At 40.3% G+C, this 12947-nt stretch carries 8 protein-coding genes; all 8 read right to left on the reverse strand.

What is annotated here, in order from left to right; all coding sequences use genetic code 11:
* Positions 1–21: 21 nt before the first annotated feature.
* Positions 22–2502 (reverse strand): exopolysaccharide transport family protein, encoded by a 2481-nt coding sequence (locus ACM44_RS07705; protein WP_048499447.1) that lies wholly within the window; start codon positions 2500–2502, stop codon positions 22–24.
* A gap of 4 nt (positions 2503–2506) precedes the next feature.
* Complete coding sequence (locus tag ACM44_RS07710) at positions 2507–3370, reverse strand: polysaccharide biosynthesis/export family protein (RefSeq protein WP_048499507.1); 864 nt, start codon at positions 3368–3370, stop codon at positions 2507–2509.
* Between the two features lie 42 nt (positions 3371–3412).
* Entirely contained in the window at positions 3413–4522 is a 1110-nt protein-coding gene (locus ACM44_RS07715; protein WP_048499448.1) for a glycosyltransferase family 4 protein, read from the reverse strand.
* 4 nt (positions 4523–4526) lie between these two features.
* On the reverse strand, positions 4527–5657 hold the full coding sequence (locus ACM44_RS07720; RefSeq protein WP_048499449.1) for an EpsG family protein: 1131 nt from the start codon (positions 5655–5657) through the stop codon (positions 4527–4529).
* 19 nt (positions 5658–5676) lie between these two features.
* Positions 5677–6666: a glycosyltransferase family 2 protein gene (locus tag ACM44_RS07725; protein WP_048499508.1), complete on the reverse strand. Its 990-nt coding sequence runs from the start codon at positions 6664–6666 to the stop codon at positions 5677–5679.
* A gap of 2 nt (positions 6667–6668) precedes the next feature.
* Entirely contained in the window at positions 6669–8192 is a 1524-nt protein-coding gene (locus ACM44_RS07730) for a hypothetical protein (RefSeq protein WP_152669321.1), read from the reverse strand.
* Between the two features lie 156 nt (positions 8193–8348).
* On the reverse strand, positions 8349–9425 hold the full coding sequence (locus tag ACM44_RS07735) for an arginase family protein (protein ID WP_048499451.1): 1077 nt from the start codon (positions 9423–9425) through the stop codon (positions 8349–8351).
* 116 nt (positions 9426–9541) lie between these two features.
* On the reverse strand, positions 9542–12613 hold the full coding sequence (locus tag ACM44_RS07740; protein WP_048499452.1) for a T9SS type A sorting domain-containing protein: 3072 nt from the start codon (positions 12611–12613) through the stop codon (positions 9542–9544).
* Between the last annotated feature and the right edge of the window lie 334 nt (positions 12614–12947).

A 12947-nucleotide genomic window follows, 5' to 3' on the forward strand; every position in this document is an offset into this window, starting at 1 on the left:
TTAGCTTGATCCGATTTTGGCTCAATTATTTCCGAAGATTTTCCGCATTCTGTTTCTAATTTTGATCAGCCAGGGTTCACGGTAATTTTTGTCTTCTTCAAAATAGCCATATCCGTATCCATATCCGTATCCATATCCATAGGAATTTGGCGCTTCAAAGCCATTATACACCAAACCTAGATTTCTAACCTCATGTTTATGATATTTTTCGGTGATCATTCTCAGCATATGTTTTTCGGTGTATTGGTGTCGCACCACATAGATACTGGCATCCGCATATTTCATGAGTTCAAAAGGATCTGCTACCAAACCCACTGGTGGAGAATCGATGATGATGAAATCGTATAGGTTTTTCAGCTCCTGAAGGAATTTCACATTCCTTTCACCCATCAGCAATTCCGAGGGGTTTGGCGGTATTGGCCCCGAAGTCGCCACATTGAGATCGGGAATTCTGGTTTGATTAATGATTTGCTGCACCTCCACTTCGCCAGTCAGGTAATTGGAGATTCCATATTTGTTGTCAATCTTAAAATCGCCGAAAATTTTTGGCTTTCTAAGGTCCATTCCCAAAAGAATGGTTTTTTTGCCACTCAGAGCCAGTACCGAAGCCAAGTTCATGGACACATAGGTTTTGCCCTCACTTCCAATTGATGAGGTGACCAGTATTATTTTGGATTGGCCATCTTCCTTATGCAGAAACCGAAGATTGGCCCTCACTCCTCTGAAAGCTTCAGCAACAGATGATCTGGGCTGCTCCAGTACCGTCAGGTTTGTTTCATGCGGATTTTTACCAATTACTCCAAGCAGAGGGATTCTGGTGGCCTTCAGAAGTTCTTTGATATTCCTGATCCTGTTATCTATCACCACATTGATCCCCAAAATGAGGAGCGGAAGCAGCAGCAAACCTCCTATGATCATATATTTTGTTTTCTGCACATCTGGCGCGATGGGAGCTTGCCCCAAATTTTTAGCCGGATCAATCACGGTGATGTCTGATTTGCTGGTGGCAACCCGGATCTGGGTTTCGTTTTGTTTTGAGAGCAAACTGTTATAGGTGGCCTCAATCATGTTATAACTACGTTCTGCATCCAGGTATCTTCTCTCCTTTTCCGGATAACTGTTCAAATCAATATTGGATCGGGCAATTTCATGATCTATTCTGGCAATTTCATTATAATAAGTGGTAAAGTAACTTCTGAGCGAGCTGTGTGAGCTGGATCTTGCCTCGTTGATCAATCGGTTGATTTCCCTCACCGGTTCCGAATTGGGAGTGTATATCAGTTGAAGTTCGCGGCGTTTTGCGTAAAGGGCTTTTAATTCTGAAATTGTTGCGGTAAATAAACCATCTTCCACTCCTGCCGCGTTGGTGCTGATCATGCGGTCCAGATTTTGGGACGCCAACGAATTCTGGATATTGTTCAGCGAGTTGATTTTTGTGATCAAATCTGCTTTTTTGGCCTCTAGCGTTTTGATGTTTTGTATGGTTTTCTCATCCCGGTCTTTCACGTTGTAAAGTCCCTCGGTGATCTTCAGGTTGTTTAATATCGCACCGCTGGAATCGAGCTTTTTTCTGATATTCCGCAGATTGTCAATCAGGTACTGCTCCGTATTTTTGTCAACTGTATTTCTATCTATCAGTCTTTTTTTCTGTAATTCATCAACCGAGATGTTTAAGAAATTCACGGTTCCATTCAGATTATAACCTTTCTTAGTAATAATCATGATCGTATTGATTTCTTTGTCAAAATCCACACTGATGGTTGAGATCAGATTATTCACCATTTCATTTACGGTGGACAAAGTAATGATGATGTTATCAAAACGGATGGAGCTGGGATTTTCATTTTTCACTAATTTGAAGCGCAGATTAGGACTTGTAAACCATTGTCCGACGGCAATGAACTGGTTTTCTGGCCGCACATAATTTGGGATAGTTGAAAAAGATTCGCTCTCATAGGAATATAAAGAGGTGGAAGAATCTTCCTTAGGAAGAATGACCTCATACCGATCTCCACCTTTTGGGACAAGTTTTATAGGATAATTGACTTGCTGTAAATGAGCGGGATCAATTTCCACAAAAACCGGAGAATCATAGCGATCCAAATAGGTTTGCTTTATCAAACCGGTGGTAGCATAATTAACATACAGCCCAAGCTTTTTGACCAGATATTCATTATGAGACCTTGAGAGCAACATCTTTTTAAGATAAACCCCATCCTGGTTGCTGTTTTGTCCCCAAATGAAATTGATAGATTGGTTCGGAGTGAAATAACTCGCGGTATTATTTGAAATACTTAAAGATAAATTAGAGGCATAAATTCGCTGCGCATAATATTTGCTGTACACCCAGGAAATGGCGTATCCCAGCAAAGCCATCAGTACAAACCAATACCAGTTCCTTAGTATTCGGGACAAAAAATGTTCGAAATCAAAAAAGGCAAAAGCACCAATTTCCTCTGTGCCGCTGTTTGAGCTTTTCAAATTTTCTTTCGCAGGAATCATCTTATCAAAGCTTGGTTAGCAGTAGGTAAATAGTCATTGCAGTGGTGAGCAAAGTAATACTGGTGCTCAAAGTCTGTATCGGATCCTTTCCAAAACCATTCAGGTTTTTTCCTCGGGTGCTCAGGAGGATTTCATCTCCATTTTGAACCCAATAGTATGGGGAATTCATTACATCTTCGCGGGTGAGGTCAATTCTGGCAATCTTGATCCCCTCCGGAAGCTTTCGGTGAATCACGACATTCTTTCGGTCGATGGTCCGGTTCAGTCCCCCATTAATAGCAATTGCTTCGCTGAGGGTCAGAGTATTCTTATGGGCTTTCTTTTCCCCGCTAAGTTCCGCGGACTCCACATCACTTAAGATGTAATAAGTAATTCCGTCCGTATTCAATCTGACTTCAGACTTACCCTCCACAAAATTTTCGTTAACCTTTTGTTGAATTTCTTTGGTAATGTCTTCTATGGTTCTTCCCTCCGCCTTGATGTAGCCAATCCCGAAAATATTGATGTCGCCATTAGAATCCACTTTTAATCCGTTGAAATAGAAATTGCTGTTTCCGCCTTGTCCGGTATTTCCTGCAATCATTCCGGCGGTGGCAGCTGTAGATACCACATTGGCACCAGAAATCTGTGATGGCGCATTAAGTGCCGAATAGAATTGGGCGGCATCTCCTTTTGGCGTGGTGACGATATTCAGGTTCAGGATATCATTTTTGGTCACTCGGTAAACCGGAATGTTATAGGGCACTAATCCTTCTTCATTGATGACTAAATTTTCATTGGGTTGAAAATAGCGGACATCTTTTGTCGATATACAAGAGGAGAGAAAAAAAGTGCTCAGTATTAATAATCCGGCTTTAAATAGATTCATCATTTCATTTTGATCTGTAAAAATAATAAATAATTGATTAGCTTATTTCCTTAACAATAAAATAAGTTTCGGAATATAGGCGCCGATAAATCCCAACATTAAAATTACCAACAAAAGTAAATTCACATTGATATGTCTAAAATAATAGGCGACCATCACTATAAAGACAAAATAAGCTATAATATAAAATGTTGATTTTCTGTGAGATAGTCCAAGATCTAATAAAGAATGATGAATATGGTTCCGATCTGCCAAGAAGGGCGATCTCCCCAAAATGAGACGGATGATGATGACATTCAAAGTATCCGTTATCGGCAGGATCAGAATCGCCATAGCAATTGCTGGTGCGCTCTGAAGATAATATCTCGGCACATTTGGGAGCTTTTTGTCGATAAAGATATCGATAAAGTTGATCGCGGTAAACGCGAGTAAAAATCCCAAAATCATGGAACCCGTGTCGCCCATGAAAATCTTCTTCGATTGATTGCCGGAGAGGTTATATACTAAAAAACCCAATACAGAACCGATGATTACGCCCGAAAGCACTACCAATGGATAATTATATTCCCCCAAACGGAAATAGCTGATCCCGAACATTGCGCTGCACAATACAGAACAGGTCCCCGCCAAACCGTCAATCCCGTCGATCAGATTAAATGCGTTGATCAATATGATAAAAGTGAATATACTGATCAATATGCTCACGTAATAATTAAGCTCATAAATCGCAAACAGCCCGAAGAAGTTTCTGATTCTGACATCAGAACCTATCACGATCAAAGCGGTCACCACAATTTGGGCGATGAGTTTTTTATAGGCCCGCATCACCACGATGTCATCCATCACTCCAATATAGAGCAAAATGACCATGGAGGCAAAAAGAAATTTATAAAGCTCAAAAAGCTCAAATGCAAAAATCGATGCACAGACTGAAATTGAAAAAAACATGGCAATGCCTCCCAAATTAGGGATTTTCCTCAGATGGGAGCTTCTGATGCCCGGCTCATCGATCAAATTCTTTTGGAGGGAAATCTTAAGGATGGGCGGAATGGAACAAAAGGTAATCAGAAACGAAAACAAGGTTCCCAACACCAATTTCGCATAGAAAAGTGGAATCCCTAAATCTTTCAGTAAAAATTTAATCTCTTGCATAACGTTACCAAAGTGCATTGGTGTATCTGTCTGATGTAAATCCTGCACGATGTCCATTTCCTTTGCCGAAGTAAAAGAACATCATCACAAAATAGGTCATAAAACCCACATATAAGGTTTTCTTCGCCTGGTCTCTCACGGCATAAACCAGATTCGGCATACAAAACATGGTCACAAAAAACATATATGCTCCCGGAAGCCGAACCGCAAAAATCTCATTTGACCTAAAAAAATAGAACAGCGCCATCCCAAAAACGGCCAGGTTCCGCATATATTCATACCACCACACCTCTTCGCAGCCTTTCTTATCGTATCGAATCAAAATGGTAATGAAGGCTAATTTCACCAGGTCATTTAATCCTGCTTCCACTTGTGTTCCGTAATACCGGTCATCTAAATATCCGGTATATGCGCTAGAAATGTCTTGAGGCGTCATCGAGCTAAAAAATCCCCCAGCAAACCGGTAAAGTTCCAGTGGTGATGAAAGCAGCGCAACCACCAATACCCAAAAAATCCTGGTACTGTTCATCGGGACCTTCACAATCCAATATGCGGGTAAAAATACGACCGCAGTCTTGTGGAAACCCAACGCAATATACATGCAGAGCAAAAACATCAAAAGGTTTCTCTCCTTGATAAATCTAAACGACGCCACGCAAACCGCAATTCCCAAACCCTGCCTCATCTGCCCAGAATCCTCGAAAAACATGATCGGCATAAAATAAAAAAGCAAAGCCAAAGAAGGGAAAGCCACATTCTTGTAGATGGTAGTGAATTTCAGGCTCACCGCAATGATCGCCATGATGAGCGTAACCCAATAAAACGGAAGCCCAACATCAAAAACCAACTTATTGATGAGTACAAAAATCCATTCTATCTCTTCGGTATTTGGACGAAGCAGCGCCTTGTCCCACACATCGCCATAGCTGGTATATAGAGAGAAACCGCTAAAAAGCATTTTGTAAACCGGGTAGTCCGCCCCCACATTAATCCGGAAACCGACCGCAATCACTATCAAAACCCCACTAATCCAGACAAAAACACTTTGTTTTTTTTCCAACCGAAAAATCTCATAATAACTTGCAAATGCAAGAAATAGAAAGATTACGATGAAAATCGGGTGTAAAATTGGCATTTATAGAGGAGTGTGTTTTTTATAAAATCATCCGCAATAATTTCTGCTGACCCAAAAAATAAAGCAAATAATAAATTTTTTTTCTTATAGGCAAATATAAGAGATAATTCTTTCCAAATCTCCTATATCGCAAGATTTCTGATATCGAAATGCCATTTTCTTTAATAAATTTCTTTTCCGCAAAAGACATTTTTCGGTAAACAGACTCGTCTTTTATGAATGCCAAATAAGCCAAAAAAGTATACACACCCTCTAGAATCTGAAAGTTTTTCAGTTCCCGGGATCTTGTGGAATATTTGGATCTCCGGTAAGCAGCGCTCACTTCCTCAACCGCTTCCAAAATATCAAGTCCCTTTTCAGTGTGGGTTCTTGTGATTGATTCTGATCTTTCGAAATATTGATAGTGGTAATTTTGAGTCTGGGCCAATGTAGTACACTGGAGCAAAAGCTGCGGAATCAGCTGAATATCCTCAAACTGCACCCCTTTTTTGAACCTTTTGCCTTCAAATAATTCCTTTTTGAAAATCTTGTTGCAGGCAAAATAACTCAAGTCAGAAAAAACGGATAAGTTCTCCTCCAAAAGTATTTTTTCGGGCAGATTCGGAATTTGGGTGAGCTTTTGCGTCACTTCTCCCTCTTCATTTACTTTTTGCAAATTGCAGATCACCAGCTCCGCCGAATGTTTTTTCGCCAGATCATGCATTTCCAGAAACATGTTTTCGGAAACGTAATCATCACTGTCCACAAATCCTATGAACTCGCCGTTTGCCCTGTCCAGTCCGAAATTTCTAGCATCACCCAATCCACCATTTTCTTTGGCGAATGATTTTATTTTTTCGGGAAACCTCTCCTGAAATTCATCAATAATGAGCTGGGAACCATCTGTGCTGCCATCATTCACCACGATGATCTCAATTTCCTCCAAAGTCTGATTCACAAGCGATTTCAGGCATTTTTTCAAATACCTTTCCGTATTAAAGACCGGAACGATGATTGAGACCTTTACCATCATTATAGTTTTTTATAGAGAAAATAGTCTTTTCCGATGGGTCGGATTTTATAAATCCAACTTAAAATTTCGGGCGCATTCCGGTGTACTTCCGAAATAGGGTAAGTTTTCACCAACCGGTAATTGGCATCAAAATACTTCAGATCTTCCGGTTTCATGTGGTAATAAAGTCCACCGGGTTTCTTACTGATGGTCAAAATATAGTCGGGCTTAAAATCCCTCACCGAATTCATCCACCAAAATTTTTCATCCTTTACCATTTCATCATTAATCCTTTTGTTGACTAGTCCTACCTCATCATAAGTATAAAGCCCGGTATAGAAAGGAATTATTCCTGCCGGTTCCAAAATGATCGAACGGTTCATGCCTGAATTTTCTGCCTTAAGGTCTTTCGCGATCTGAACCCGCTGTTTCTCTTCCATATAACCAATGGTGAAGGACTGCCACAGCTGAAAAATATACAATCCGAAAAAGGCCAAAAATACGGAAGGAATCCACAACCTTTTCCGCCAACGGAAAATATTTAGAAAATAATAAAGTACCGGAATAAACAGAAAAAGGCGCGGCAGCCAATAATACCAATCGAAATAGGCTTTCATAACTGAGAAAATAGCCATCTTCAGCAAAGCGAAAACTACTACCGCTACCAAAATAACCTTTATTCTAAATGAAATTTTGGCATTTCCACTGAGGATTCTTGAAAATGCATAAGCCAAAAATCCCAAAAATGCAAGAAAAATCGCCAGGGTCCACCAAGCGTGCTTTTTGATCAGTCCGCCATAATAAGCCCATTGGTAAAAGAAATATCTTGGCTCGTGATTTGGCGTAAGGTTTTTATAGGCCAATTTTTTGGCGGTAATCGTATGATTTACAAACTCTCCGAAATAGAAAAAATTAAAGGCTAAGACGCTGACCAAGCCTAAAATCCCGCCAAGCATGAAAATAAAATTGATTTTTCTTCTAATCACCAAATCCGCCAAAAAGATCACTCCCAAGAAAATCACTGCATCTATTCTGGTCCATACCAATAATATGGGGAACAGTACAAAAGCCCATCGTCGATCTTTGAAAAGACCATAATAAATAAGGCCTGCATCTAGAAAAAATAAAATCCCATACTCCATCCCCAAACAAGAAGCGGTGAGCGCAGGCGGAGTCATATTGAAAAGGATCACAAAGAATCCCCTTTTCAAGACATCATGGCTGAAAAGAATTTTGCCTATCCAGATCGATCCTATCGCAAATAAGATGCTGCTAAAAACCAACACCGGATAAATAAAGTTCCCGCCGAAAATCATTTGGAAAATAGCAGAAATTCCCATATAAAGATGGGTGGTGGAAGCAGAAATCCTTTCATCTCCATTAAAGCCAATCACGCCATATTGAAGTAGATTTCTTGCCACACGCCACGTAATAAAAGAATCTTCCTGCAAGTGCTTACTGAGAAAAACAGGGATTTTGATGATTAAAGTAACCAAAATCAACAAAAATGAACTAGAGAAAATTTTTAGTAAGAATCTACTCATCATTGTAATTTTAATGATAGCGGTTGAACTTTGCGTGGATTTTCACACGGCGACTGCTGCAGATTTTGCCTGAAAGAAACATCAGCAAACCTGTATTTTAGGAAATTCTGAATTTCTCATTTGTGGGTTTTGCCCTCAAAAATAGGAATTTTAAGTTTAATTCCTCAAAAGCCGGGCATCCAGAATTCCCCTTTTCGCATTTTCATATTCAAACCTGGAGCAGGGAATCAGTTCCTCACTTTTTTCGCTCTCGCCAAAATACCACAAGTCGGTGAAGGTATCTCTCTTAAATGAAAACTCCCGGTCGTCGATCATTACCCAAAACGTTTCGAAGTTTTTTTCCTTCGGGTGGCTTCTCCGGATGTTTATTCCCTCCACCAGATGCCAAATCATTTGTGCCAGAAGCTGGTGATTTGAAGATTCTGCGGAGTCTGCATTAAAGTTAAAAATTCCGGCAGATTTCAGGTTTTCACTTAGTCCGATTTCCTTCATATAGGCACAGATTTCGCGTCTGTTCAATCCATTAACCTGAGGATTTACCGAGAAACCATCGCCCAAACTTTCTACTGCATCACAATTCACGGTCACCAAATCTGCCCTCCTGAAAAATGGTTCGGTTTTTTCCGTGGAATTCATCATTTCTGCTAAGCGGATGATTTCAAACTCCACTTCCTTCATGAGTTTCACGGAATCGATCTCGTTGAGGTGTTTCTGATAACCCAGATGATGATAATTTTTAATGCTGAAGCTCTTTGAACTAAAAATCTTGGAGAGAAAATTCTTCTCGGTGATCTCCTCGCCTTCACTGGAGAGGGAGATCACATTGGAAATCTGGGTATAATTGATGTCTTTTTGATGAAAGTTCAGTGCAGAAAAAAGCGAAAAAGCCAGATCGTTGCTTCCCCCGATAATGATGGGAACGGTATTTCGGTAATGGCACATGGAAATGACTTCCTGCAAAATATAGTGTGAATCCTGGTGGGTCTTTCCGGAAATCAAATCGCCTAAATCTCCTATCGGCACTTCGAAATCAAGTTTGGAAAGACGATACAATTCCCGGCGAACATTCACGAAATCATTGATTTCTGCATCACCAAATTTGATTCCACGATAATCTGAACAAAAAACAAGTGCAATTCCATTTTCGTGAATTTCATTGGAAATCATGTTTCCAAGCTGCCAATTTTCAGATTTAAATTCTTTTGGTGGAATAATGATGTCTACAAGATTCATTGGGAAATTTGCAATTTGAGTTTTAGGTAAGGTCTTTGCTTTCGCACAAATTTAAGTAAAAGCAGCTTGCAAAAAAAACCCAAAAAATATAATTTCTTTGTTTAAAGCAGGAATGTCTAATTTTTAATGATCTTTCGGCTTACAGATTTTCCATTTTTAAGTTGAATCTTCACTAAATAAACTCCTTTCTGCAAAGCAGCTGCGTTCACAATGCCGTTGTTTACCACCCCTGCCAATAGCAGTTTTCCGGAGAAATCATAGATTTCAAAGCTTTTTACATCCGCGTTACCGATGTGGAATTCTTCTGCGAAAGGATTTGGAAACAGTTGGATTTCTGATTTTGTGCTGTTTGATTGGGTGACCGATTCCACATCCAATGTTGGCGCGGTTCCCAATGGAAGACCAAGTAAACGTTTTTCCTCTTTTGCACATCGCACAGACATACCTGCTTGTGGATAAGCCCCCGTTCCAGTCTGCATTTTATTTCCCTGGAACTGCATGGATAATGCAAAACCAGTATAAAGGTCTGCCAATGAAGCGGTCCAAACTCCGGATCGTTCATAGGAAATATTTTTGTCGCCCAGCTCGCCGCGCATACCATCCTTAGGGAAATTACCGATTTGAAACGTGGTACTTGGAAATTTCCAACCTTGGCTCACCGTTTGTCCTTCATAGTAATTGACTACATCATGCCACTGATCCTGGATGACGCCCAGTTTTCCATACGCATCATTCTTATAGCCATTGTACCAAGGTGAACTTCCTTTGGAGCCAGAATACAGGTTGGCGAAAGTTACATCGGGAACCCTCCATCCACTTGGACATGGATCAAAAGGTGATTTTTTATCAGAGTGTCCCCATCTGTTGTCTGCTTGCGAGCGTTCGTCAGAAACCCAATCCCTGACCTTTGACAAATCATTTCCGAAATGATTGCCGCCGTCATAAATCGCGCCTAATCCTTGCTGATAAAGAAAAACCAATGGATTTTCTGCAGCATATTTTATATTTTGTTCGATTTTTTTGGCCTTCTTAGGATCTTGCGAACCGTAATTGCCATAGGCTTGTGTAAATTGCTGGGCATATTGCGCCTCATTCACCGCAATGGAGTTTGGGGTGTATGCACCTCCATTATTAAATCCAGGAAGATAAATGGTTTGCGATTTTGGGTTAGCAAATGATGGTATAGGATCTTTCCTTCCCCATTGATAATGCAAACCATTGGAAATTCCGGATTCTAAAGATGCATCTTCTGCACCCAGATTTCGATCCATGAATACCGTCTGCAAAGGCGGAAGTTGACTTTTGGTTGGATTGACAAAATTATAGGGAACAGAAATCGGGGTTTCTGTGGTGTAGGTAACCACGTTTTCGGTTGGATCACTTGCTGTTTTCCAAATATGCCAACTCCAGTAAGCGGGAGTGGTATTATTATTGGAATGTAGTGAGATTACGGCATTTCCTGTTTCTCCCGGTGCAAATTGCACCATGATTACGGATTCCCTGGGATCTTGTGCGTTTAGCTGTAGTTTTACATTCGTGATCATCGCAGGATTTGTGGTCCACAAAAGATTTGCGATCAAATTCGTGGTGCTTCTGGATTCATGATCTGTAAGCAGCTGATTGTACACCGAAAAGGCTTTATTTATTGGAATTTCTATGGATGGCTCATTGACCACAACATAGGAATTCGGATTTGCTAACCCGTTTCGGTAATTTTCTTTTTCGCGAACAAAATATTCTGTTACAAAGTTTCCTATTTGCGCCAAATTAGGATCTTTGATGCATTTCACGGCGTTGCCGGATCTTGTGGGGTGAGTCTGGTTATTGTAAATGGCGTGCAGCCCAACACTCGTTGTTGTTCGATTGGCATCGGAAATCAATGAAAACACCCGCGCCCCGTCAAAACCGAAAGTTGCGCTCCAAATTGCGCCATTGGCATTAGAATCCTGATACATGATCCCAACCGGCGAATTGGGCGAATTGGGGTTCGGATAATAAACATAAGCTCCCGGATTAGAGATGATTCCGATGTTTCGGGCACCTCCTTGCGCATTGGTGAAATCCATACCTAATCCCGGATAAACCTTGATCCCATCTAAATTTGCGTTGATCTGATTGGGAAATACCTGGTGCAAGTTCACATTGCTATCATCATTGTTCCAATCATGTTTCCCAAAAAAAGACAAATTGTTGTTTTTCGTTATCCGACCGTAATAGGAAGGAACACGCCATCCGTTCGGACAAGGATCTAATTCGGATTTCAGTTCATAGGAACGGCTCTCGTTCTTCAGCGCAGTATTGGAGCTATTTGCATTGCTGTTTCCGCCTTTGGCATTATCTGCCCACAGATCCCAGGTCACATAATCCGGATCTGCTCCGTCAATTCTGTATCTGCTATTTGAAAACCAGTTTCCGGTGGCATCAGTATTTATGATATATTTGATGGGATTTTGTACCGAGTACTGGATATTTTTTTCAATTTCATCAAACGGTCGGATCACCACCGGAATTGTATTGACGGGGTCAATCTGCTTATGCTTCAGCGCACCCACCTCTCCCGTGATCTCATAAAAATATCCATCTTTATTAACCAGCGGTGGAAACGGGTCCTTTCTGCCCCACTCATACATCAATCCGCCAGATTTCTGCCACTGGTCATTGAGAAAACTGTTGCTTACTGCGCCCAAATTCCGATCCATATATTCTATTTGGACAGGCGTCATATTGATGTCGGTTTCAAAACCCTGTGAATAGCTTACTCCATTGGTGGGATTATCGGTAACCCAAATATGCCAACTCCAATAAATGACTCCGCCCACTTTGAACGCGACTACCGCGTTGCCTTTTCCTTTGGCTGCATTTATTTCCACTTTCATTTTGGCATCTTCCGGTGTGGCTCCGCTTACAATGGAGACTTGGGAGATCAGCCCCGGTACATCCTCCCAATATATACTTGCCTGCTGTTCTCCATCAGGAATTGGCGTATTTGTACCGTTGGTTTTTAAATATTGGTAGTTCGCCCACATCTTATAGGCCTTTTTCACAGGAATCAGCAGTCCGCCATAATTATGTGCAGAAGCTTGATCAATATCGAAAATGTAGCTGTTGGGAGCTTTGGAGTAATTCGCTGTTTGAGCAGTCACGATACTTGCTAAAAAGCAAGTCATGAGCAAATGAAGTCTTTTCATGAGTCAAAAAATATTACATTTCTATCGTAAATTTTTCAACATCATTTGTGTAGTGATTCAATTAAACTATTTTCTGTTTAATTTTAACTTCATTTGTGTTTGGCCAAATGTATAAAAATAAAATCTTATATAAATCATCATTTTCTATATTTTTTTTTGTTTTTTTTAATCTTGTCACAAAATTATTCTCAAAAATCAAATATATTTCACGATATGAATATTGGGAACTGCCGATAAAGAGTTCAGAAAATGACAAAATAAATATTCTTAAAATAGTGAATTATTAAAAATTAAATATCTAGTGCCAATTATAATTCCGATATATAAAGAAAGT

Origin of the sequence: Chryseobacterium koreense CCUG 49689, from assembly GCF_001045435.1 — a bacterium.
GTDB classification, from domain to species: Bacteria; Bacteroidota; Bacteroidia; order Flavobacteriales; family Weeksellaceae; genus Kaistella; species Kaistella koreensis.

Coding starts and splice junctions, on each gene's coding strand:
- ACM44_RS07705 (WP_048499447.1), bottom strand. CDS start 2,502: ATGATTCCTGCGAAAGAAAATTTGAAAAGCTCAAACAGCGGCACAGAG.
- ACM44_RS07740 (WP_048499452.1), bottom strand. CDS start 12,613: ATGAAAAGACTTCATTTGCTCATGACTTGCTTTTTAGCAAGTATCGTG.
- ACM44_RS07735 (WP_048499451.1), bottom strand. CDS start 9,425: ATGAATCTTGTAGACATCATTATTCCACCAAAAGAATTTAAATCTGAA.
- ACM44_RS07725 (WP_048499508.1), bottom strand. CDS start 6,666: ATGGTAAAGGTCTCAATCATCGTTCCGGTCTTTAATACGGAAAGGTAT.
- ACM44_RS07720 (WP_048499449.1), bottom strand. CDS start 5,657: ATGCCAATTTTACACCCGATTTTCATCGTAATCTTTCTATTTCTTGCA.
- ACM44_RS07730 (WP_152669321.1), bottom strand. CDS start 8,192: ATGAGTAGATTCTTACTAAAAATTTTCTCTAGTTCATTTTTGTTGATT.
- ACM44_RS07715 (WP_048499448.1), bottom strand. CDS start 4,522: ATGCAAGAGATTAAATTTTTACTGAAAGATTTAGGGATTCCACTTTTC.
- ACM44_RS07710 (WP_048499507.1), bottom strand. CDS start 3,370: ATGAATCTATTTAAAGCCGGATTATTAATACTGAGCACTTTTTTTCTC.